Genomic DNA, 22868 nt, shown 5'->3' on the forward strand with positions numbered 1-22868 from the left:
TCCGTCCTCGAAATCGTCATACCACTTCTCCTAGGATTACCCCTAGGACCTGCAGCTATAACGTTCGTCAAACAAGGCGGCCTTCAATGGAGGGATACGCAGCAAATGCCGCTCTCGTGTTTGGAGCTCACTGTCCGCGAAGCCCATCTTGGCCAGTGGTCGCAAGACCCGAAAATAGGCCGGACATATGAGCGCAAGCGATCCGAGCATGCTGCCCGAGCCAGTCCTTGCAAGTCGGGGGCCGTCCACATATGAACCGAGCCCGCTGGCGCGGTCTGCGGCCTTCGGCTTCGATCCCTGGCGCCAGACAGGGCACAAGGCGGTCGGCTTCGAAACTTGTTCGTCCAGGTAACGACGATGAATCAGTGATGCTTATTTCAGGTTCGTCTGCGCGCTTGAAAAGCGACGAGCGACAGCAAGCCCTGCTTATGAGCCGGCCGCAGGCGGCCGGCGAAATGTTGTTTTCGGTCCCCGTCGGCGGGGTGGGCGGCGCTCCCGCATAGCCCCGAACCGGCAAGCCGCAACCGCGGCAGATCAAAGCTCACAACGGTCGATCATGCGCATTGCCGCGGTCCTCCGCTGCCGCTCCGGCCGTTCCGATGCGGCTTGCCTCTTCGTTCGGGGCTTTCCGGTCGCTCTTCGCCGCCCACCCCACCTCCCGGGGACCTGTGCGGCAGGAAGCAAGCGAAGGGAAGAAAGCCATGTCCAAAAAATCTATTCAGCACCGCGCGGAAAGGCCGCGTGGCAGTCTTTATGAGGAGATCACGGCGCGGATCGTTGCCGATCTCGAACGGGGCACGGTGCCCTGGGTCCAGCCATGGGGAGGCGACCATTATCGCGCCCCGCTCGGGCTGCCCCGCAATGCGTCGACCGGCCGGACCTATTCGGGCATCAACATCCTGATCCTCTGGAGCCAGTTGTTTGAGCGGGAATTTTCCTCGCAGAACTGGTTGACCTTCCGGCAGGCAAAAATTCTTGGCGGCAGCGTCCGCAAGGGCGCACAGGGTGTGACCGTCTGCTACGCTGACAAGTTCGTCCCAAAGGAGCATCGCGAGAAGCAAAACCGGGCAGAGCCGCAAGGCGTCCCGAATGGCGTTGGCGGCAATAATGAGCAGGGAAAAACCGAGCCGGGCTTGGTCCCGTTCTTGCGCCGTCATACCGTCTTCAATGTCGAGCAATGCGACGGCCTGCCAGATCATTGCCTTGGCGCGACCGAGTCATTGCTCGAGCGCCAGATCGTCCCGGAGGCCGAGGCGCTGGCTTCCGCCACGCTCGCTGATATCCATCATGGTGGTGCGCACGCCTTCTACCGTCCCTTGCAGGATGCCATCCAGCTTCCGCCGCAACAGGCGTTCTTCGATCAGATCAATTATTACCGCACCCTGTTTCATGAACTGGGGCACTGGACCGGGCACCCGACACGGCTTGCACGCGACCTGACAGGTGGTTTCGGCTCGAAGCCATACGCGTTCGAGGAACTCGTTGCCGAAATGGCGACAGCTTTCGTTTGCGCCACGCTCTCCATCGAGCCGACCGTTCGGCACGCCGATTACATCGGCAGTTGGCTCGACGTCCTGCGCGAGGACCAGCGCTCCATATTTCGAGCGGCTAGCAGAGCATCAAAGGCCGCCGATTTCATTCTGGCATTTCGGCCACCCGTCGCAATTGCCGGGTTGGCCGTGGAGGCGGCTGCGTGACCTCGTTGTCTCGCGCCGCAGCCGAAACTCCCCAGTGCCTTTCAACTTCACGCGAAGCCCGTGCCGCGAAACTGGCCGGGCTCGCAAGGCCCACGCGACCAGTCGAACTCATTCAAGCCCAAGGAGAGAGCCATGGACCTGCAACATATCGCTCTGAGTAGCCTTAAGATCGCGACCGTCACCGTTCGCCACGCGCGCAAATCGCCCGACGTCTCCGACATCCTGCCATCGATCAGGGCGCGCGGCATTCTGCAACCGCTTTTGGTGCGCCCCAACGGGAAGGGCTTTGAGATCGTCGCGGGACGGCGGCGGTTCTTCGCCGCGAGCATGGTCGCGGAGGAACAGGGCGCCTCACCGGACGAGGTCCAACTGCCCTGCGCCGTCATCGGCAAGGGCGACGATGCCGGCGCGATGGAAGCCTCATTGATCGAGAATATCGCCCGCGCGCCCATGGACTGGAGGAGTTCGAGGCGTTCGCGCGGCTTATCAAGCAAGGACGGAAGGTGGACGAGATCGCCCTGACCTTTGGCGCAACCCAACTCTACGTCAGGCAACGTCTGGCACTCGCCAACCTTCACCCGAAAATCAAGGACGCCTATCGGAACGGCCATATTGAAGCAGAGGACCTGCAGTTGCTGACCGCTGCCGGGAAGCGTCAGCAAAAGGAATGGGTCGAGGCCTTTGCGGCCGAGAGCGACCCCGACAATGAGGAAGCCGAGGGCGCCCCGCGCGGCCGTTGGCTGAAGCAATGGCTGTTCGGGGGCGCCCAGATCGCGACGGGCACGGCATTATTTCCCCTCGAAAGCTACAAGGGCGGGATCATCACGGACCTGTTCGGGGACGTCAGCTGCTTTGCTGACCATGAATCCTTTTGGGCCCTCCAGAATGAGGCTATCGCGCGTCTAAGGGACGATCTCCGGGCCAAGGGTTGGAAGGTCGTGACCATCCTGGAAAAGGGCGACCGGTTTCAGGCATGGCAGCACGTCGAAGTCGCGATGGAAGCAGGCGGAAACGTCTATATCGAAGTCCGCGAAACCGGCGAAGTCGAGGTCCACGCGGGCTATCGCGAGCGCGACGAAGAACCGCGCCGCAAGCGATCGTCCGGTGAAGGCGAGGGCGAGACCGGAGGTTCTTCCACGGCGAGGCCTGAACTCACCAAGGCGGCCGAGAACTATCTGGCGCTGCATCGCCACGCCATCGTCCGCGCCGAATTGTTGGCGCGTCCGGGTCTCGCGCTCCGTCTCGCGGTCGCCCACATGGTCGCGGGCTCGCCGCTCTGGAGCGTCAAGCCCGAACCCCAGCGGGCCGACAAGGAAACGATCGCGGCAAGTCTCACGGCCAGCCGGGCACAGACTGTCTTCGAGACGGAGCGGCAGGCGATCCTGCAACTGCTCAATCTGGAGCCGAGCTATCTCGGTACGGTGACGTGGAACAACGGCGATAGCTTCCGCGCCGCAAGCGTCTTCGCCCGGCTGCTCGAGTTGCCAGACGAGACCGTGCTGCGGGTCCTGACGCTCCTGATGGCGGAAACCTTAAGCGCAGGGTCCGCGCTGGTCGAGGCGGTCGGCGTCCTTGTCAAACCCGATGTCACCAAGTGGTGGGAGCTCGATGAAACCTTCCTCGATCTCATCCGCGATCGGGGCGCCGTGCAGGCGATGCTGAGCGAGATGGCAGGCCAAGCGATTGCCGATGCCAACGTCTCGGAGACGGCCAAGGTCCAGAAGAAAATCATCATGGACTGCCTGAAAGGCGAGGGGCGCGACAAAGTCGAAGGCTTTGTGCCGCGCTACTTGGCATTTCCCATCGCAAGTTACGACCCGGCCAAGACCATGCAAATCGCCTCCGACTGGGAGATCGTTAAGGCTTTGTTTACCGGCAAATGACGAGCGCGATTCGGGCGCGGAAGGCTCTTCCGCGCCTGTTTTCGCGCTCCGGCGAGTCGCAAAAGAGTCAATGCGGCCACGCGAGATTTGATCGGAGCGGGCGCATTGCGACTCGGGATATAGCTCGGACGCAAAGTGAGGGTGCGGTGCATCAAGAAGAGGGCCAGCCGATGCCGAACTCATTCCATGGCGCGATCGATCCGGAGCTGCGGCTCAAAGCGAACTGCGCCGCACGTCTCGTCGTCGGCGTGTCGTCTCTTGCAGCCACCATGGTCCTCTTGGCGCGCGTTCTGCCGCCGCTCTTGATCGGTTTTCCTTAAGTCCGCAATCGCCTCCAGTCCAATCGAGAGAGCGAGCGTTCGGACCAAACGCCTTTGACTTTTCTGGGCACCGACGAAGCAGATCACCCAACGAAATACCGGACTTTTGTGCAACCGCCACCTGCACAAAAGTCCGGTCTCCACCATTTGCCGGCATAGACTTTGTTCGGATGCAACCGTTGGCGCTTCTTCACGCGCCCGTGGCCTGGATGCTACCGGGATGCCGGAACGAGCATCGTCGCGAAGGCTACTTCTTCTTCTTCGCTGTCTTCTTCTTGGCGACCTTCTTTGCCTTCTTCGCTTTCTTGGCCATCTTGCCCTCCGTTAGATCCCAATAATGGATCAATCCAATCGCATAAGCCGTGAGTCGGCATATGCGACAATGAGATTACAGAACAATCGTAAAATAGATACTGCGCTGCCAAGGACGGCGGCGACGGCGGCGACCGCGGCGACGTCAGCGATGTGAGCAGGAGGCCCTGTCGCATTGGCGGGAGGCAAGCGTGCCTTGGCTTCGATCCAATGCTGCGAAGATCACGTCGTGAGGCAGCGTCAACGGGACTTAAGCTGTTGCGCTTACCTTTGCCGGTCGCAAGCGAAACGCTCACATAGTCCTTGTCCGAGCTCGTCACTGCGCGTCAAGCGGGCCCCGATCTCGACGCCTTGTGTCACGACGGATAGTCCGGGTGGGTCTCGTCGCTCTTCTCGCGGTTGGATGACGCAATCATCTGGTGGACCGTGACGCTGGTTGTATCATTCTCAGCGGTGACGTCTGACGGTGCAGATCACGTCTGTTCTTGGCTGTGGCTCATGGGTTCGATCTCCTGCTCTTGGCTCGACGACCTATGGGAAGCGCCCCACCGATGAAACCCTCATCGACGCCTTTTTTCCCCGCCGCTCGCAAGCTCCCGGCTCCTCGCGGCCGCTTTCAGCTCCAAAAAAGGCCTCGCCTCGGGTGCTCCGCTGACGCTTCGCCCGAAGCCGGTTCATCGGCGTTTCGCTTCCCATCACGGTCTAGCCATCGCAGGGGATCGGCCCCTGCGGCACAGAAGGAGACAGACCATGACTGCAATCGGATACGTCACCAAGACCGAGAACGGCTACAAGGGCCAGCTCAAGACGGTATCGATCCGGGCTGATATCGACATCATCCCGAACCGCGAGAAGAGCGCCGAGACCCACCCGGACTACCGGGTCGTGACCCAAGGCGTCGAGATCGGGGCCGGCTGGATCCGCCGTGGCGAGAACTCAGGAAAGGACTATGTGAGCCTCTCGCTCGCCGCCCCCGAATTCGGGCCGCGCAAGCTCTACGCCAATCTCGGCCGCGCCGCCGGCCAGGACGACGACAGCGTCTTCGCCGTCATCTGGAATCCGGCGGACTGATACCGCTTTCTGCCCCCGCGCGAATTGCGCGGGGGCCTCTTTCAAGCCTCAATCGCTGCCAATCATGGCCGCGGTGACAAATGGCGCCCCGGGGGCAAACTTGACGTGCGAAAGTTCCGGCGCGCTTGCGCCGAAGGTCAGCGTAGATCGCGCGCCGCTGGATGCTTACGATCTGAGCGACTGGGCCTGGGAATTCCTGCGCCGGAATCCGGATTATGCCAAAGAATGGCGAGCCTCGGTCCCAAGGCGTCTTCCTGTCGTTACCCTAAGCGACGGCACGCAGATGCTTCGGCTGCGGCGGCGCTATCCGCGTGCCGAGCGATGGGGGCTCTATGCCTTCGCAGACCCCTCTGTAGCGGCCCGACAAGCGCCGGTCTTCTGGCTCCCATCGGTCAACCGGCGCCTGGTTCGCGCCCGTTATGCGAAGCCCGCCCATCGCAACGAAGAGGCCTCGCCGCTTGCGGCGTTCAAGGTCGACCGTTCGGCGATCATTGGCGTCGATGGCATTCCGGTCGTAATATTGAAAGGGCAGGGAAGCCATGTCGCGCTCGAACTTCAAGATGCACCCGTCCTGACAACGCCGTCTCGGCTGGTATATGAGCTCGACGGACTGGACGATCTCAGCGCTCAAACTGAGCGTCTGAAGACTCTGCAGCGCTTCACGAAGCGCTCGCGAGAGGGTGATGCGCGCTCGCCCTTTGCCAACGACGAGCGCCTCCAGCATGCACTCATCGCACTCGATGAAAGCATGAACGGAAAGACCTATCGCCAGATCGCCATTGCGATCTTCGGCGAAGAGCGCGTCGCAGCCGAATGGGGTGGCACAAGCCAGTTCCTCAAGGACCGGACCCGGCGCCTGGTCGCCAAAGGCCACGAACTGATGGCCGGCGGCTATCGCGATCTCCTCGCCTGACTTGACTGCGCTTCCCCTCGCGGGGTGGCGATAGCCCGCCGCACCATCTTCGACACTCCCGTCAGCGTCTCGCTTTGACGAGGTTTCCTCTCGCTCTCGCATTTGGCGAGGCGCGGCAGTGGAGCGTTGACGATGGCGGATGATCAACCAAAGGAACCCGAAAGGCCGTTCCTGAACACCAAGGAAGCAGCCGCCTGGCTGCGGCTGACCAAGAATACTCTTGAGAAGATGCGGGTCAACGGCACCGGGCCCGCCTATCGCAAGCACGGGCGATATGTCCGCTATCACATTGAGGACCTCGTCGACTATTCAAACGCCACCAAGCGGAGGTCGACCTCCGATGATCGCTAGGTTGAAGCGTTTGCGCGGCAAGGCCGCGATGCTTGCGATGATCTCCGCGGCGATCGTCGCGACCATCGTGGTGATTGCGCCACAAGTTCCGCTCGTTATCTACAACGCCTCGGGCAGCGCCCCTCTCGGGTTCTACAGTCTTGAAAACAGGCTTCCCAGGCGCGGCGAGATGGCGGTGATCCAGCCGCCGCCGATGATCGAATTGATGCTGGTGGGGCGCGGAATCCTGCCGGTCTCAGTGCCGCTCGTAAAGCAGATCGCGGCGACCAGCGGCGACGAAGTCTGTCGGTCAGACCAGCCGAACGGGACGATTTCCATCAACGGAAAGGTCGTCGCCGAGACCTACGAGAAGGATCGCGACGGGCGTCCTCTGCCGGCCTGGAAGGGCTGCATGACGCTGATCGAAGGCGAGTTCTTTCTGCTGCAACCGCACCCGCTTTCCTTCGATTCACGGTATTTCGGGCCGGTGCTTCGATGCGATGTCGTCGGTGTCGCGCATCCGCTCTGGACCTGGAATCCTGAGGACTGAGCCAGCGCATTTCCGCCGAAGGTGGCCTGCGGCAGGTCGGGAAATCACAAGGTGACAGGGCGGCCGGTCAACTGCGATCGGCCGTCCTGAATTCGGCGTCGGAGCCGCGGTGACATGAAGGGCAGATGTTTGCTGTCCAGAATGAGCCAGGCGGAGAAAAAGAGTATGCGTCCGGATCCTGCACATGAGCTCAGGCCTTGACAGGATGCTGAGCGTTCCAAGCCCACGGCAGCAGTTCGTCCAGACGGTTGATCGGATGTCCGTCGACCATTCGCTGCAGCACGTCACGCAGGTATGCGTAAGGCTCGACGTCATTGAGCTTGCACGTCTCGATCAGCGAACAGAGGATTGCCCATCGTTCCCCGCCGCCGTCGCTACCGGCAAAGAGATGGTTCTTGCGGCCGAGTGCCACAGGTCGGATCGCTCGCTCGACAGGGTTCGTATCGAGTTCGATACGGCCGTCGTGCAGGAAGCGGGTCAATCCATCCCAGCGCGACAGCGCATACCGGATTGCTTCGGCGAGATTGCCGCGGCCGGGCAGTTGCGGGAGCTGCACCTCGAACCAAAGGCGAAGGCTGTCAATGATCGGCTTAGCGAGTGCGCGCCGCGTGGCCAGCCGATGCGCCGGCGATTGACCACGCACCTGCGCTTCGACGGCATAAAGGCTGGCGATGCGACGCAGGGCCTCGTGCGCGATGGGCGTGTCCTCGGCTTGCGCAATCTCATAGAACTTGCGCCTGGCGTGCGCCCAACATGCGGCGAGAGTGACGTTTCCGCCGTCGGTCAACCGCTCGAATCCAGCGTAACCGTCGACGTGCAGAACGCCCCTAAAGTGCGTCAGATGCGCTGCCGGGCGCTCCGCTTTCCGGTCGGGCGCGAACACATAAACCGCAGCCGGCGGCTCAGGCCCAGCCCAACTCCGTTGATCGCGGGCATACACCCACAGCCGTCCGGTCTTGGTGCGGCCTCGGCCCGGATCGAGCACAGGGATTGGAGTGTCGTCGGCAAACAAGTGATCCGACGCGAACATGTGCTTGCACAGCCGATCGTGCAGGGCCTTGAACCACCAGCAAGCGCCGCCGACCCATCCGGCCAGTGTCGAACGCTCCAGTTCGACGCCATGGCGTGCAAAAATCTGCGCCTGTCGATAGAGCGGTGTGTGGTCGCAGTATTTGCTTACCAGCACCTGTGCGAGCAGAGCTGGCGTGGCCAAACCGCCGGCGATCGGTCGTTCGGGTGCCGGAGCCTGCGTGATCGTTCCGCAGGCGCGGCAGGCATATTTCGGGCGGCAGACGCGCACCACCCGCAACTGCGCCGGCACCCAGTCCAGCATCTCGCTGACGCTCTCACCCATCGCATGCAGCGCGCCGCCGCAGCACACACATTTCTCACTATCGACGTTGAGCACCACCTCTTCGCGGGGCAGATGGCCCGGCAGAGGTTTGCGCTTCGGCTGCAGCTTCTGTGTCGACGCAGACGCCTCCACCGAGGCTTGATCTGCCTCGACGGTCGACAGATCGATGTCCAGGTCTTCAAGCCCAAGGGCAAGTTGATCGGCGTCGAGACGCTCGGAACGACGCCCAAACTGTGCGCGCTGAAGCTGTTGGATGATTGCCTGGAGACGCTGGATCTCGTTGTTCCGATGCGTGATGACAGAAGCAGTGTCGCGCACCAGGCGATGCAGAAGCGCAGTATCCGACGGCAGATTGTCGAGATCGAGCTGCATGACCGATTCTACTCGGACACGCTGATTCGACGAAGCAACTTCGCTATATTCTATGCGTGTTTTTGCGATTCAACCCGCGATGACCGGGCGCCATCGACGCTCGGGTGTGCGCCAATCGATACCTTCGATCAGCATGGCAAGCTGCGCCGGGGACAGCGTCACCGTGCCGCCCGGATCGCTCATTCGCGGCCAGATGAAGCCGCCCTGGTCGAGCCTCTTGCTGAACAGACAAAGGCCGTTGCCGTCCCAGAACAGGATCTTAAGCGTGCTTGCCTTCTTGCCTCGGAAGGCAAACAGGTGGCCGGAGAATGGGTCCTTCTTGAGGTGTTCCTGAACGAGAGCGGCGAGGCCATCCAGGCCCTTCCGCATGTCGGTATATCCCAAAGCCAGATGCACTTTCACGCCGGCCGGCACGATCATCATCGGGCAGTCTCCTGCTCAATGACGTGGCGACGGACTGCATCCGGATCACTGCCGATCGGTGCGAAGACGCGACGCCCATCGTCCAATTCGACAACCGTCATGCCGTCAGGCGGCTGCAACAGATCGTTCAGAACGAGCGTTGCGGATTGTGCGCCGGCGACCCTCACAGCCGCCAATTTCGCCGGCACTCGCTTGCTGAACCCGAACTGTACCCGCCACCGGAACAACATGCTGGTGACGATGCCGTGGCGCCGGCAAACCTCGGCAGCGGTAGCACCGGGAAGCTCAGACTGGGTCACGATCGCGAGCTTTTCCTCCTCACTGAAGCGACGCCGGTTGGCGCGTTCGTCGCTCGGCGGATCGACGGTTGGTGCATCTGTCAAGCGGCTTCTTGCGCGAGACCCCTTAGCAGCGCTGCTAACACTAGTGCTTATTAGTGGGCGGGCACTCGGATGAAGTTGCGTCCGCCAGTCGATTTCCACCTCATTGGCGTCGATCAGATCGCGCCACCGTCTCAGGCTGTGCTGCGATATGCCATGTGCCCGGGCATAGGCTTGCATGCTCAGTCCGCACCACCTCATCGCTTCAACGTGCATTGTCCAGAATGCTTGGACGGCTCTGCAGCGTTGGTCCTTCGACACTGGACTTCGCTTCTTGCGAAGCCGCTCCCGACGTTCCTCGCGACGCAATTCCGCACGTACTTTCAGCGTTTCGGCGTCAATCAGATGCCGCAGCCAGCGATCGAATGTGCCGCCACTGAGACGATGCTGACGACAGTATCTGCGCTTGCTGAGACCGCTTCGCCGCCACGCCTCAACGTGTACCGACCAAAAAGAGCGACGCGCTTCGTTCTTGAAATATTCCGTACCCACCGGAGATCCTCCAATGCAGCAAGGAACCCGATATGGAACGACAACGCACTCTCGGAAAGTCGTGCGGGATTCGGACGCTTACGAAAAAGAAAGCGGAGGGCAAGATAAAAGCACTGGCGCTACAATGCGCCTAAGCCGTTGTCTGCACATCCAAGCTTTGGCGCCCTCGGGCTCCTTGCTGTCACCATGTTCGCCCAATGCAATGGCGATGTTGCGCAATTACGTCTGCGTCTTGGCGAGCGGTCGTCGGCTTCACATATCGGCGACTCCTCCAAGCGGCGGATGCATGCCATGCGAGAGATCGACGACGAATTCGACGTGAAGCTCGGACGGATCGGCAATCGCCGAGCCAGGAGGGCGACCAGCTATCTTCGACGCGTCCGCCAGGAGGCGACCAAGGCCGGCGCCAGTGCAAGGGCAGGTTCGTCGTTCACGGGCGGCCGCATCGGCCGCGGCCGCGCGCAAGGCGCAGTGTTGGCCGGGCGCGGACGAGGCCAGGGCCAACGCCGCGTCGTGATCAAGGCCAGGATCGTGCGGATCAAATCAGGTGACACCGGTGCCGTCCGAGCGCACCTCCGTTACGTCCAGCGCGACGGCGTCACACGCGAGGGTGAGCGAGGGGAGCTATACGACGCCAGCAATGACCGCGCGGATGCCAAGAACTTTACGGAACGCAGCGGCGGTGATCGCCACCAGTTCCGGTTTATCGTGGCGCCAGAGGATAGCGCGGAGCTGGCGGACCTGAAACCTTTCGTCCGCGACCTCATGCGGCAGTTGGAGCAGGATCTCGGCACCAGGCTCGACTGGGTTGCTGCCGATCATTTCAACACCGGCCATCCACATACCCACATCGTCCTGCGCGGCAAGGATGACGAAGGAAACGACCTCATCATCGCACGCGACTATATCGCTCATGGCTTTCGCTCGAGGGCAGCGGAGCTCATCACGCGAGAGCTTGGCCCTGAAACGGAGATTGAGGTCGCGCGCAAGCTTCAGCGGGAGATCACGGCAGAGCGGCTCACACGGCTTGACCGGAGCGTCCTGCGAGATGCTCCGGGCGGAGTTCTTGAATTGGGAGCGCTGTCTGGACGGGAGCCTGCCTGGCAAACGGCGCGGATCGGACGACTGCGAACCTTGGAGCGGATGGGCTTGGCAGAAGAGACTAAACCCGGGCATTGGCGGATCGACCTTGAGCTTGAGCCAAAGCTCAGACGCATGGGGGAACGCGGCGACATCATCAAGACCATGCATCGCGAGATGGCCGCGGCAGGAGTTTCGCGGGCGGCAGGCGACTACGCGATCTTCGATCCGGAACGAGGCGATCGTCACCTGGTCGGGCGGGTCGTTGGCGAGGGATTTGCGGACGAACTGACTGAGCGCCGCTACGTCGTGATCGATGGGGTGGACGGGCGGACGCACTATGCCGAGATTGGTGCGCTTGGCGCCAACGGAGAGCCGCCCGTCCGGAACGCGATTCTGGAGCTCAGGTCGCGCGTCCCTGAACCGCGCGCAATCGATCGGACGATCGCAGAGATCGCCGCGCGCCATGGCGGCATCTACCGCGACCGTCTGCATCGGGAATTCGACCCGCAAGCATCGAGCGAGTTTGTCGGAACCCACATCCGCCGTCTGGAGGCAATGCGGCGCGAAGGGATGGTTAGCCGTCTTGCCGATGGCGGTTGGAGCGTGGGGCGGGATTATCTGGACCGGGCGCTTCGATACGAACAACTCCAGCAATCGCGCGCTCCGGTCCGGATCGCAGTGCTGTCGTGGCAAAAGCTCGAGGATCTGCCGCAGGCGCTGGGCGCAACTTGGCTCGATCGCAAGCTCGTTGGCAAGGAGCCCGATGAGCTCGCGTCGACCGGCTTTGGCGCGGAGGTCGAGACCGCCTTGCGAGCCAGACGGCAATGGCTGATCGAGCAGGGGCTGGCGCGAGAGGAAGGCGGTCAGATGCGCTTCGCGCGGAACATGCTCGGGACACTCGAGGCGCGCGAGCTGACGCGGACCGCGGCGGATATATCCGCGCGCTCCGGCCTTGCACATGTCGATGCCAAGGCTGGCGATAGGATCGAGGGCGTCTACCGTCGCATGCTGACGCTGAACAGCGGGCGGTTCGCCCTGATTGAGCAATCCCGTGAGTTCGTGCTGGTGCCCTGGCGTCCGGTGCTGGAGCGAGCGCGCGGGCAATTGGTCACCGGTCAGGTCGGCGGGGAGGGCATATCCTGGTCGATTGGCATCAAGCGCGGGATTGGACGATGACGAAGAACTATTTCCGCTTGGGTGCTCGTCGCGTCGAAAAATTCTCGACGTCGGACGTCTTGACCAGAACGGCGCCGGGCTCTTCGACCGGTGCGGAGAGATATTTGGCGCGAGCGATCTCCTCAATCTTCGACCTGTTCTTGAGGAACGCTTCCAGCCGACCTTCTTGCCCGAGACCATCGGCCCCGAAATGGTCGTCCAGCGCTTCGCGGCTGACTGCGCAGCTGACTGCGCTGCCGAGCGCCTGTCCCTGGAACGTCACGACGTCGCGGCTGAAGTCATAGCGAGCAGGGGGATTGTCGAAGGAAAGTTCGAAGCCCGGAATAATTGAGCGAGGCGCGCCAATGGTCTTAAGCACCACGTCCCGAACCGGGGCCGCAAGCAAAGCGAGCCCTTCGAGCATCAACTGGCGCCATTTGGGACCGCGATTGTGAGCTTCCTCCCAGGCCGATTTCAGCTCATGGGGGCGCTTTTCGACCAGGGTCGCGAACAAGACCTCGGACTGCTGCAGGTCCTTGTCACGCTTCGCAAACCCCTCCGGGCGCCTGCGGGAGACGATGAGCTTGTGGACGGCATAGCGCGCCGGAGCTGGCACGTGCACGTAGATGCCGGCGCCATGCAGGATCACCGCGGGCTCGGGATCGCGGATCAGGAAATCGAGGAAGCGCAGCGGCTGGGCGTCCGTGTTCAGAGCGGGTAGCTTTTGGGGGCGGGCGGTCTCCTTGCCTTCATGGGGCGTGAGAAAGTCGACGCGCAAGCCGCCTTTGGCTGCATAGCTGGTCACGCGCCGGCCGTCAGATACGTGTGGGACGGGACGAAAGGATTTGTCGACTTCCTTCAGCACCTCCAGAACGGGCGGCGTGGAGTCCTCGACGGCCACTGAAACATTTTTGAACTGGGCAATGTCGACGTCGCCGGTCTGGAGCGAGCCGGCGGAGAGGCGAACGCCAAGCATGGCGCCATAGGTTTGATAGGCGATCGTTCCAACGAGCACGCCGCGGAGCCGGAACACGCCGGCCTTAGCGAGTGCCGTGATCACATCGCCGATCTCGGGAATCGGGCGGGGAAAACTGAACGACCGGACAAGGGTGGATACAAGCGCGCGGCGCTCGCGCTCGTCCTCGCGAACTTCCTGGTGGTGGGCGATGCGCTCCAGCAGCTCTGGCGTCTCCGGCCCGACATAGCGCTGCGACCGTTCGGCGCCGGTGCCGGTCTGGAAGTACCAATATTTGCGGCCATTGATGCTCTTGGCCGTGAACGAGCCGTTGTCGGCGAAGGCCTCCTGGAAAGCTGCATTGGCGGTGCGCTCCAGGAGCTCGGCATAGGTCGTCTGGGCAACCAGGGAAGGGGCCGGCATGGTCGGTTCCGCATTTATACTCAGTCTGCGGGTTGAGTATAATGAGCGCAGAACCCGGCGTCCAGTCTGCTTATACTCACTTTGCGAGGTGAGTATAATGAGAATTAACCTCGAATTTAGGCCGAATCGGTCCGCCCGGCCCATCAGTTGGCCATTTGGCCGGTTCCGTCGCTGATCTCCACGCCCTGCATCTCGCACGCTCCCGAGCGCATCAAGGATCATCCAGTTTGAGCCAATAGCTCACCTTCTGTTGAAGCGCTGGATCATCCTCGCCGAGACTGGACGCAGATCCTTCTCGCCTCCGTATGCCTGATCGATGTTGCTCTTGCTTCCCAGACGCGATTTTTATTTCGATTGAACGCGAAGCGCATCCGCCCCTTTCATCGCGCCGCTCACGTCGCGTGAGCAAGTGGGGGCAAGCCGGATGTTTCCAGCAAAAATCTATGTCGGCCAGATCGCCGTCGTGTTCGGCATCGTCGTTGCGTCGACCTGGGGCGCGACGCAGTGGACCGCCGCAGCTCTCGGCTATCAGCAGCGCCTCGGAGAGCCCTGGTTCCTGATCGTCAGCTATCCCGTCTATCTGCCCTGGCGGTTGTTCGAATGGTGGTTCGCCTATGAGGCCTATGCGCCCGAGATCTTCGAGGAGGGCGGAGCCATTGCGGCAGGCGGCGGCATCGCAGGCGCGCTGTTTGCGATCGTCAATTCGGTGTGGCGCGCGCGCCAAAGCCAATTGGTGACGACTTACGGTTCGGCTCGGTGGGCGACGGCGAAGGAAATCAAGACGGCCGGATTGTTTGCGTCCAAGGGCGTTTTCCTGGGGCGCCTCGAGAACAACTATCTCCGCCACGATGGACCGGAACACGTCATGTGCTTTGCGCCGACCCGGTCGGGCAAGGGCGTCGGACTGGTCTTGCCCACATTGCTGTCCTGGACGTCGTCGGCGGTGGTGCACGACATCAAGGGCGAAAACTGGGAATTGACCTCCGGTTGGCGTTCGACGTTCTCGCATTGCCTCTTGTTCAATCCCACGGATTCGCGGAGCGCCCGCTACAATCCGCTGCTTGAGGTGCGCAAAGGGGCAGCCGAAGTCCGCGACGTCCAGAATATCGCTGACATCCTGGTCGATCCCGAAGGGGCGCTCGAACGCCGAACCCATTGGGAAAAAACCAGTCACTCGCTGCTGGTCGGCGTCATTCTTCACGTCCTTTATGCGGAAGAGAAGAAGACGCTCACCCGCGTCACCGAAATCCTGGCCGACCCCGCGCAGTCCTTCGAGAAGACGCTCAGGGTCATGCTGGCAACCAATCATCTTGGCACCGAGGCGGAGCCGAAAGTGCACCCCGTGGTCGCCGCGACCGCGCGTGAGCTGCTTAACAAGTCCGAAAACGAACGCTCCGGCGTTCTGTCGACCGCTGTGAGCTTTCTTGGGCTGTACCGCGATCCCGTCGTCAGCCGAAACACCGAACACTGTGATTGGCGCATCGCCGACCTCGTGAGTGCCGACAAGCCGGTCACGCTCTATCTCGTCGTTCCTCCATCAGACATCAGTCGCACCAAGCCGCTGATCAGGCTGATCCTCAATCAGATCGGCCGCCGGCTGACCGAGACGCTGAACACCAAGGCAGGTGACCGCAGGCATCGCCAACTCCTCATGATGCTGGATGAGTTTCCTGCGCTCGGCCGGCTCGACTTCTTCGAAAGCGCGCTCGCGTTCATGGCCGGCTATGGCATCCGCGCCTACCTGATCGCACAGTCGCTCAACCAGATCGCAAAGGCCTACGGCGAGAACAACGCGATCCTGGACAATTGCCACGTTCGCATTGCCTTCGCCGCCAACGACGAGCGCACCGCCAAGCGGATTTCGGACGCGCTCGGGACCGCGACCGAATTGCGGGCGCAGCGCAACTATGCGGGTCATCGGCTGGCTCCCTGGCTTGGCCATGTCATGGTCAGCCGTCAAGAGACCGCGCGTCCTTTGCTGACGCCGGGCGAAGTGATGCAACTGCCGCCCGACCAGGCCATCGTGCTGGTTTCCGGCCTTGCACCGGTCCGGGCGATCAAGCTGCGGCACTACGAGGACGCAAACTTCGTCAGTCGTCTGCGCAAGCCACCATCCCTGGTGGGAGACGAGTATGCCGATCGGCCGCCGGCCCGCCTTGACGATTGGCGCGGCGAGCTGCGCACCACCGACCTTCGCCTCGCGACCCTGCCGTATCGCGAGCTCATGCAGACGGGCGGCGAGGAAGGCGGCCTCAAGCAGCAATTGGCGTTGTTCGACGAGGCGGTGCCCGTGACGAACGAGGTTCGCCCCATCGAGGATCGGCTGCTCGATGATGAGTCCGACGTCGCTGCCGACCGCAGCCAGATGCAGCAGGCGGCAAGCGCGTCCGGCACCGTACGCCGAGCCCATGCGGTCACCCGCGACGATGACGATCTTCTCCCCTCGTTCTGAAGAGCATTTCCGATGAAACCGAAACTATCGGCCTATGTCAGCGATAGCGTGGCACAGCGGCTTGAACTCGCAGCCAAGCGTCCCGGAGCCAACAAGTCAGCCATTGTCGAGGCTGCGCTTGATCGCTTCCTCAACCCTGAGCGGGACACCAGCGGTGATGCGGCGCTGATCCGAAGGCTGGACCGGATGAGCCGGCAACTGGAACGGGCCGATCGCGACCTTGGCGTTCTGGCGGAGACCATTGCGCTCTTCATCCGCTATTACCTGACCATCACCCCGCCATTGCCTTCGCAAGATCAGGATGCCGCGCGTGCGCTGGGACGCGAGCGGTTCGAGATGTTTGTCGCCCAGGTTGGCAAACGCGTCGCTTCCGGTGGCCGGCTTGTCGCCGACGTCATGGACCGCGTCAGCGCCTCGAAGCCGGATCTCTTCATGCGGAACCTCGAGGAGGGCGCCCCTCTGGGCGCTGCTCAACACAGCGATACTGGATCCCGTGCGCAGAGCGCGACGGGTGAGCCGCCGGAGCATTCTCCGGCAGGGCGAGAGGAGGTCGGCAATGTCTGATCTCCTCTCGCCAGAGACCCGTGAACGACGCCGGGGCATGTTGCGGACCGCGATGGGACCAGCAATCGCTCTGGCTTTGGAAGAGCCTGATGTCGTCGAGGTCATGGTGAATCCCGATGGGAGGCTTTGGCTTGATCGGCACGGGACGGGCCGGGCAGATACTGGGGTTGTTCTGACGCCGCAGGAGTCGGAGCGGATCATTCGGCTTGTTGCCAGCCACGTGCGGGCAGAAGCGAGCGGTTCGTCTCCGATCGTCTCGGCAGAACTCCCCGAAACTGGTGAGCGCTTTGAGGGCGTCTTGCCGCCAGTCTCGCTCGCGCCGTGCTTTGCCATCCGCAAGCCCGCAACGACCACGTTCCGCCTGTCCGATTACGTCAAAGCGCAGATTGCTTCGCCATTGATGGCGAAAGTGCTGACCGCCGCGGTCACCGACGCACGTAGCATCCTGATCGCCGGCGGCACCGGGTCTGGCAAGACGACGCTTGCCAATGCGCTTCTTGCCGAGATCGCTGGCCTCGAAGAACGGGTGGTCATCATCGAGGATACCCGTGAGCTGCGCTGCGATGCCAAGGATGCCGTGACGCTCCGGACCAAGCCGGGCGTGGCGAGCCTTGCCGATCTTGTTCGTTCCACGCTGCGCTTGCGACCAGACCGCATCATCGTCGGTGAGGTCCGAGGCGCCGAAGCCCTCGACATGCTGAAGGCCTGGAATACGGGTCACCCCGGCGGGATCGCCACGGTCCATGCCAACTCGGCACGCGCTGCGCTCTACCGGATCGAACAGCTCATCCAGGAAGCGGTCGCAACCGTGCCGCGCCGTCTCATTGCCGAGGCGATCGACCTGATCGTCTTCATCAAAGGGCGGGGCCCGGCACGGCGCATCGAGGCCGTCGCCGAGCTCAAGGGCCTCGATCCGTCAGGCGACTACCTGCTCGAAACTCCGCCCGGACTTCCAAACACCGCCCACCGTCCTTAACCCCAAGGAGACTGCAATATGTCCATTCGACTGCGTCTATACGTGCGTTCGCGCCTGCGTGGCTTCTGCTCGATCAGCGGGCTTCCCTTGATGGAGCTCGGCGCGGCATCGGCCTGCATGCTTCTCAGCGTCTCGGCGGCGCACGCTGCGGGTTCAGGCATGCCATGGGAAGCCCCGCTCGAGCGTGTCCTGGAATCCGTCCAGGGGCCGGTCGCCAAGATCGTCGCCGTCATCATCATCACCGTGACCGGCATATCGCTGGCCTTCGGCGACACCTCCGGGGGATTCCGCAAGATGGTCCAGGTCGTCTTCGGCCTGTCGATCGCCTTCGCCGCGAGTTCCTTCTTCCTTTCGTTCTTCTCGTTCGGTGGCGGAGCACTGATCTGATGCGCCCCGATGGTTTTGAACTCGTGCTCCACCGCTCGTTGACCGAGCCCATCCTGATCGGCGGCGCCCCGCGTGCCGCCGCCATCCTGATCGGAACTCTCTCCGCCGTGCTGGCGCTTGGCCTGCGCCTTTGGCTCGCAGGCCTCGTGCTCTGGGTCATTGGCCATAGCGCGGCCGTTTGGCTCGCCAAACGCGACCCGGCCTTCGTCGAAGTCGCCATCCGTCACACCAAGCACAAGGGGCGGCTCGCATGCTGAACCTGAGAGAATTCCGCGGCCATGCGCATCGGCTGGCGGATTGGCTGCCATGGGCATGCCTGGTCGCTCCGGGCGTCATCCTGAACAAGGATGGGAGCTTCCAACGGACGATACGCTACCGCGGACCGGACCTCGACAGTGCGACCGAGGCCGAACTGATGAGCGTCACCTCACGCGTCAACAATGTCTTAAAGCGTTTCGGCTCAGGCTGGGCTCTTTTCTTTGATGCCACGCGCATCCCGACTGGCGAATATCCGCGGTCGGAATTTCCTGATCCGGTGTCCTGGCTGGTGGATGAAGAGCGGCGGGCCGCGTTCGAAGGCGCCGCTGGGGTGGCATGGGAGGATCCGTCCCGTCCCGTCGGGCAGCATTTCGAGAGCGTGCTGCATCTGACCTTGCTGTATTTGCCGCCCGCCGAAAGGGTCTCGCGCCTCGAAGGTCTATTTCTCGAACGCCCCAAGGAGAGGCATAGCGTCGCGGGAACGGGGAAGCGCATTCGTCGCGGCCAATCGATCAAAAGTCCTGCGCAAGACGGCATCCAAGACGGCGAGGTTGACGACCAGCAGAGATTTGACAGCAACGAGAAAGGCTACCGCGATCAGCTTCAGAGGTTCGTCCAGGAAACCGACCGGGCGATCGATCTGCTCTCGTCGGTCTTGCCCGAGATCTGGCCTCTCGACGACGCGGAGACGCTCACCTATCTTCATAGCTGCGTCTCGACCAAGCGCCATCCGGTCAGCGTTCCCAAGATTCCGGCCTATCTCGACTGTTTCCTCAGCGATGAGCCGTTGACTGGTGGATTGTCCCCGGCGATCGGGCGGAGCCATCTGCGCGCACTGACCGTCCTTGGGTTTCCGCACGTCACCTTTCCCGGCCTGCTCGACGAACTGAACCGGCTTGGCGTCGCCTACCGCTGGGCCACCCGGTTCATTCCGCTCGACCGTACCCAGGCAAACGCGACGTTGTCGCGTTACCGGCGGCAGTGGTTCGCCAAGCGGAAGTCGCTTGCAGCGATCCTCAAGGAGGTCATGTTCAACGAACAGGCGGCGCTGCTCGACACCGACGCCAGCAACAAGGCGCTCGACGCCGACGCGGCGCTTTCCGAACTTGGCGACGATCTGGTTGCCTTCGGTTACATCACCACGACCGTCACCGTGAGTGACGAGGACTCGCATCAAGCGGACGAGAAGATCCGCGCAGTCGAGCGAGTGATCAATAGCCGGGGTTTCACGGCCATCCGCGAGAGCGTCAATGCGGTGGAAGCCTGGCTCGGCGGTCTTCCGGGCCAAGCCTATGCCAATATCCGCCAGCCGATCGTTCACACGCTGAACCTCGCCCACATGTGCCCATTGTCGGCGGTATGGGCCGGACCCGAGCGGTGCGAGCACCTAGATGGACCCCCGCTCCTGCTCGCCAAGACCAAGGGCGCGACACCGTTTCGGTTATCGCTCTATGCCGGCGACGTCGGGCATACCATCATTGTCGGTCCCACGGGGGCGGGCAAATCGGTCCTGCTCTCGATGCTCGCGCTTCAATTTCGTCGCTATCCAAACGCTCAACTGATCACGTTTGACAAGGGCCGATCGGCACGGGCCACCACGCTGGCGTTGTCGGGGGCTTGGTACGAACTGGGCGCCAAAGGCGGCATCGCGTTCCAGCCACTCAAGGATGTCGCGGAGGAGGGGGCGAGACTCTGGGCGCTCGACTGGCTTTGCGGCGTGCTCGTCCACGAGCGTGTGACCGTGACGCCGGAGGTCAAGGAGACCCTGTGGTCGGCCCTGAAGAGCCTCGGCTCCGCGCCCGTCCCGCAGCGTACCATGACCGGGCTGGTGGCGCTGCTTGCCCGCGACGCGCTGCGGCGGGCGCTGCAGCCCTACACGCTGGAAGGACCCTACGGCCGCTTCTTGGATGCAGACGCCGACCGTCTTTCCGGCGCCGACGTGCTGACCTTCGAGATGGAAGAACTGATGGCATTGCCCGGCCTGGTGGCGCCGGTTTTGACCTATCTCTTCCACACCCTCGAAGAGCGCTTTGATGGCCGGCCCACAATGCTCGTGCTCGATGAAGCCTGGGTGTTTCTGGACGACCCGCTGTTCGCGAGCCGCATTCGTGAATGGCTGAAGACGCTGCGCAAGAAGAACGTGGCTGTCATTTTCGCAACCCAGTCGCTCGCCGATATCGCAGACAGCGAGATTGCGCCTGCGATCATCGAATCCTGTCCAAGCCGGATATTCCTCCCGAACCCACGTGCGTTGGAGCCGACCCAGACCGAGACCTATCGCCGGTTTGGATTGAACGACACCCAGGTGCGCCTGATCGCGGAAGCATTCCCCAAGCGCGACTACTATCTGCAGTCCCGCGCCGGCAATCGCCTGTTCGAACTCGGCCTCGGACCGGTGGCGCTTGCCCTGGTCGCGGCGTCCTCACCCGAGGATCAACGCGCGATCGACGCTGTTCTGTCCCGCTCCGGTCCCCATCATTTTGCCAAGCGCTATCTCGCCGAACGAGACCTGCACTGGGCCGCGAACCTGATCAGCACCTTCGAACAAGCCCACAAGATCTGACCTCAACCTCAATCCCTGGAGTCTTCCATGTCGAAAGTATCGGCCGCACGTTCTTGGGTACAACCTCAAGAATTATCGTAACAACATTACTATCGTTTGTTATCGCAGTGAACGGGTCCCGACGGCTCGGGGCGTTCGACATCGTCTTCGATCCTACGAACTACAGCCAGAATCTTCTGACCGCCGCACGCGCGCTTGAACAGATCAACAATCAGGTCAGGAGTCTCGAAAACCAGGCGCAATCACTGCTCAATCAGGCCAAGCATCTCGCGAGCCTTCCCACAAGCGTGGTTGGCCAGCTCACATCGACGATCACTCAGATGAACAGCCTGATCGGTCAAGCGAAGAACATCTCGTTCGATGTTCAGAAAACCCAGCAGGACTTTGAACGCCTGTATCCCCGCCAATACGCGGCGGCCGTTTCTTCTGACAAGATGGTTCTGGACGCGGCGTCACGTTGGGACAATAGCTACGATGGGCTGAAGCAGTCGCTCACAGTTCAATCAGCCATCGTCAGCTCTCTGGATCAGGACGGTCAGACGCTCCGAACGCTGATGGCCAATTCCTCCGCCGCAGTCGGCTCGCTGCAGGCCCAACAGTCTGGCAACGAACTGCTCGGCCTTCAGATCAAGCAGTCGTTGCAGACCCAGGCACTTATGGCCACCCAGGCGCGCGCGGATACGTTGCGCGCTGCCGAACAGCAGGCGTCGTCGGCTGCCGCGAAGGAGCGCTTTACTCGCTTCATCGGCGATGGCCATGCCTACACCAGCGGCAAGTAGGAGAGGGCGCCATGGCTGATCTCTCCGTCATTGATCGCTTCACCGAGACATTCTCGCGCTACATCGACTCCGGCTTCGGTCTGCTGTCGGGCGATGTCTCATTCCTGAGTTCCACGTTGATCGGCATCGACCTGACGCTTGCCGGACTTGCCTGGAGCATGCGCGCCGACGACCACATCCTGGTCACGCTCGCCAAGAAGGTGCTCTATGTCGGCGCCTTCGCGTTCATCATCGGTAACTTCAAGAGCCTTGCCGATATTGTCTTTGCATCGTTCTCCAGCATCGGACTGAAGGCATCGGGTGGAAGCTTAAGCGCGGCCGACCTGGCGCGGCCGGGCTTTGTTGCCTCCGCGGGGTTTACGGCCGCTCATCCGCTTCTGGAAGAGACCGGTCAATTCTCGGGCTTTGATGTCCTCACCAACCTGCCGACGATCCTGATCCTGCTGTTCTGCTGGATCTTGATTGTGCTCGCCTTCTTCGTCCTCTCGGTGCAGCTCTTCGTCACGCTGATCGAATTCAAGTTGACGACGCTCGCAAGCTTCATTCTCGTGCCGTTTGCCCTGTGGGGAAAGACCGCATTCCTCGCAGAAAAGACCCTCGGCAACGTCGTTGCCTCAGGGGTGAAGGTGATGGTTCTTGCGATCATCATCGGCATTGGCTCGACCATATTTGGTCAGCTCGCGAGCACGTTGACGCGGCCGGTCGACATCGTATCTGCCATGAGTTTGTTGCTTGCGGCCCTTTCGCTGTTTGGCCTTGGCATCTTTGGCCCAGGAATCGCGGCGGGATTGGTCTCAGGCGCACCTCAGCTTGGTGCCGGCGCGGCCGCCGGAACGGTTGCGGGTGCGGCGGCTGTCGCGATCGGCGGCGGAGCGGCAGCCCTGGGCGGCTTACGCGTTGCGGCAGGCGGCTCAATGGCCGCCGTCCGCTCTGCAGCATCGCTCACTGGGGCGTCTTCTTCTGCGGGCACAGCAGCCCGCGCCCTGGCGGTGGACCAAGTCTCGAGTGCGAGCGCGAGCGGCACAGTGAGTGGCGGAGCCACTGCGGGGGCGGGTCGAGCAACCGCCTCGTCAGCACGCGGACACGCGAGGGAAGCCGCGCAAGTCGCCGCTCACACGTTGAAGGAAGGTGACAAGGGCGGGCATTCTTCGGGTCCGAAGCTGGGGGAGGAGTAAG

General features: G+C 62.3%; 21 protein-coding genes. 17 read left to right on the forward strand and 4 right to left on the reverse strand.

All coding sequences use genetic code 11. The annotated features are described in order from the left end of the window. The first annotated feature begins 701 nt into the window (after nucleotides 1–701). From IVB46_RS04020 to IVB46_RS04055, 8 genes are all read left to right on the forward strand, one after another. Nucleotides 702–1697, forward strand: coding sequence for a zincin-like metallopeptidase domain-containing protein (locus IVB46_RS04020; RefSeq protein ID WP_247342029.1), 996 nt, complete (start codon nucleotides 702–704; stop codon nucleotides 1695–1697). A 132-nt stretch (nucleotides 1698–1829) separates the two neighbouring features. Further along, nucleotides 1830–2219, forward strand: a complete 390-nt coding sequence (locus IVB46_RS04025; protein ID WP_247342034.1) for a ParB N-terminal domain-containing protein — start codon at nucleotides 1830–1832, stop codon at nucleotides 2217–2219. Beyond that, nucleotides 2201–3580 carry a chromosome partitioning protein ParB gene (locus IVB46_RS04030; protein ID WP_247342037.1) on the forward strand — a complete coding sequence of 460 codons (1380 nt, stop codon included), beginning with the start codon at nucleotides 2201–2203 and terminating at the stop codon, nucleotides 3578–3580. The genes IVB46_RS04025 and IVB46_RS04030 overlap by 19 nt, the downstream gene beginning before the upstream one ends. Nucleotides 3581–3750: 170 nt before the next feature. Continuing rightward, the gene (locus IVB46_RS04035; protein WP_247342041.1) at nucleotides 3751–3900 is read left to right on the forward strand and encodes a hypothetical protein; all 150 of its coding nucleotides are present in this window, start codon (nucleotides 3751–3753) and stop codon (nucleotides 3898–3900) included. 1062 nt (nucleotides 3901–4962) lie between these two features. Then, on the forward strand, nucleotides 4963–5283 hold the full coding sequence (locus tag IVB46_RS04040; protein ID WP_247342046.1) for a DUF736 family protein: 321 nt from the start codon (nucleotides 4963–4965) through the stop codon (nucleotides 5281–5283). Between the two features lie 64 nt (nucleotides 5284–5347). Further along, the gene (locus IVB46_RS04045; protein WP_247342048.1) at nucleotides 5348–6196 is read left to right on the forward strand and encodes a DUF2285 domain-containing protein; all 849 of its coding nucleotides are present in this window, start codon (nucleotides 5348–5350) and stop codon (nucleotides 6194–6196) included. A 132-nt stretch (nucleotides 6197–6328) separates the two neighbouring features. Next, nucleotides 6329–6547 (forward strand): helix-turn-helix domain-containing protein, encoded by a 219-nt coding sequence (locus IVB46_RS04050; RefSeq protein ID WP_247342051.1) that lies wholly within the window; start codon nucleotides 6329–6331, stop codon nucleotides 6545–6547. Continuing rightward, a complete protein-coding gene (locus IVB46_RS04055; protein WP_247342054.1) occupies nucleotides 6537–7076 on the forward strand; it encodes a S26 family signal peptidase in 540 nt (179 codons plus the stop codon). The genes IVB46_RS04050 and IVB46_RS04055 overlap by 11 nt, the downstream gene beginning before the upstream one ends. A 190-nt stretch (nucleotides 7077–7266) precedes the next feature. On the opposite strand, the gene IVB46_RS04060 is transcribed toward IVB46_RS04055, so the two are convergent. From IVB46_RS04060 to IVB46_RS04070, 3 genes are all read right to left on the reverse strand, one after another. Next, nucleotides 7267–8802: an IS66 family transposase gene (locus IVB46_RS04060; RefSeq protein ID WP_247342056.1), complete on the reverse strand. Its 1536-nt coding sequence runs from the start codon at nucleotides 8800–8802 to the stop codon at nucleotides 7267–7269. Between the two features lie 69 nt (nucleotides 8803–8871). Further along, nucleotides 8872–9225, reverse strand: coding sequence for an IS66 family insertion sequence element accessory protein TnpB (gene tnpB, locus IVB46_RS04065; RefSeq protein ID WP_045003380.1), 354 nt, complete (start codon nucleotides 9223–9225; stop codon nucleotides 8872–8874). Beyond that, nucleotides 9222–10097, reverse strand: a complete 876-nt coding sequence (locus IVB46_RS04070; protein WP_247342060.1) for a transposase — start codon at nucleotides 10095–10097, stop codon at nucleotides 9222–9224. The genes tnpB and IVB46_RS04070 overlap by 4 nt, the downstream gene beginning before the upstream one ends. A 291-nt stretch (nucleotides 10098–10388) precedes the next feature. Between IVB46_RS04070 and rlxS the strand changes: the two genes are divergently transcribed. Further along, the gene (gene rlxS / locus IVB46_RS04075; protein WP_247342063.1) at nucleotides 10389–12356 is read left to right on the forward strand and encodes a relaxase/mobilization nuclease RlxS; all 1968 of its coding nucleotides are present in this window, start codon (nucleotides 10389–10391) and stop codon (nucleotides 12354–12356) included. 7 nt (nucleotides 12357–12363) lie between these two features. Here the strand turns inward: rlxS and IVB46_RS04080 are convergent, their stop codons facing one another. Further along, nucleotides 12364–13935: a GSU2403 family nucleotidyltransferase fold protein gene (locus tag IVB46_RS04080; RefSeq protein WP_247342067.1), complete on the reverse strand. Its 1572-nt coding sequence runs from the start codon at nucleotides 13933–13935 to the stop codon at nucleotides 12364–12366. A gap of 202 nt (nucleotides 13936–14137) precedes the next feature. Here IVB46_RS04080 and IVB46_RS04085 point away from each other — a divergent pair, with 202 nt between their 5' ends. The 8 genes from IVB46_RS04085 (at nucleotide 14138) to trbL (ending at nucleotide 22867) form a co-directional block, all read left to right on the forward strand. Further along, on the forward strand, nucleotides 14138–16165 hold the full coding sequence (locus IVB46_RS04085) for a conjugal transfer protein TraG (protein WP_247342071.1): 2028 nt from the start codon (nucleotides 14138–14140) through the stop codon (nucleotides 16163–16165). 12 nt (nucleotides 16166–16177) lie between these two features. Then, nucleotides 16178–16729: a CopG family transcriptional regulator gene (locus tag IVB46_RS04090; protein WP_247342074.1), complete on the forward strand. Its 552-nt coding sequence runs from the start codon at nucleotides 16178–16180 to the stop codon at nucleotides 16727–16729. Between the two features lie 37 nt (nucleotides 16730–16766). Beyond that, nucleotides 16767–17705: a P-type conjugative transfer ATPase TrbB gene (gene trbB / locus IVB46_RS04095; RefSeq protein WP_247342172.1), complete on the forward strand. Its 939-nt coding sequence runs from the start codon at nucleotides 16767–16769 to the stop codon at nucleotides 17703–17705. A gap of 90 nt (nucleotides 17706–17795) precedes the next feature. Next, nucleotides 17796–18092 (forward strand): TrbC/VirB2 family protein, encoded by a 297-nt coding sequence (locus IVB46_RS04100; RefSeq protein ID WP_247342176.1) that lies wholly within the window; start codon nucleotides 17796–17798, stop codon nucleotides 18090–18092. Beyond that, a complete protein-coding gene (locus IVB46_RS04105) occupies nucleotides 18092–18349 on the forward strand; it encodes a VirB3 family type IV secretion system protein (protein ID WP_171711385.1) in 258 nt (85 codons plus the stop codon). The genes IVB46_RS04100 and IVB46_RS04105 overlap by 1 nt, the downstream gene beginning before the upstream one ends. Beyond that, a complete protein-coding gene (gene trbE / locus IVB46_RS04110; RefSeq protein WP_247342077.1) occupies nucleotides 18343–20913 on the forward strand; it encodes a conjugal transfer protein TrbE in 2571 nt (856 codons plus the stop codon). Before IVB46_RS04105 ends, trbE begins: the two co-directional genes overlap by 7 nt. Before the next feature lie 53 nt (nucleotides 20914–20966). Next, nucleotides 20967–21692 carry a P-type conjugative transfer protein TrbJ gene (gene trbJ, locus IVB46_RS04115; RefSeq protein ID WP_249807216.1) on the forward strand — a complete coding sequence of 242 codons (726 nt, stop codon included), beginning with the start codon at nucleotides 20967–20969 and terminating at the stop codon, nucleotides 21690–21692. Between the two features lie 11 nt (nucleotides 21693–21703). After that, nucleotides 21704–22867 carry a P-type conjugative transfer protein TrbL gene (trbL, locus tag IVB46_RS04120; protein WP_247342083.1) on the forward strand — a complete coding sequence of 388 codons (1164 nt, stop codon included), beginning with the start codon at nucleotides 21704–21706 and terminating at the stop codon, nucleotides 22865–22867. Nucleotide 22868 lies beyond the last annotated feature (1 nt).

The sequence above is a fragment of the Bradyrhizobium sp. 61 genome (assembly GCF_023073075.1).
GTDB lineage: Bacteria > Pseudomonadota > Alphaproteobacteria > Rhizobiales > Xanthobacteraceae > Bradyrhizobium > Bradyrhizobium barranii.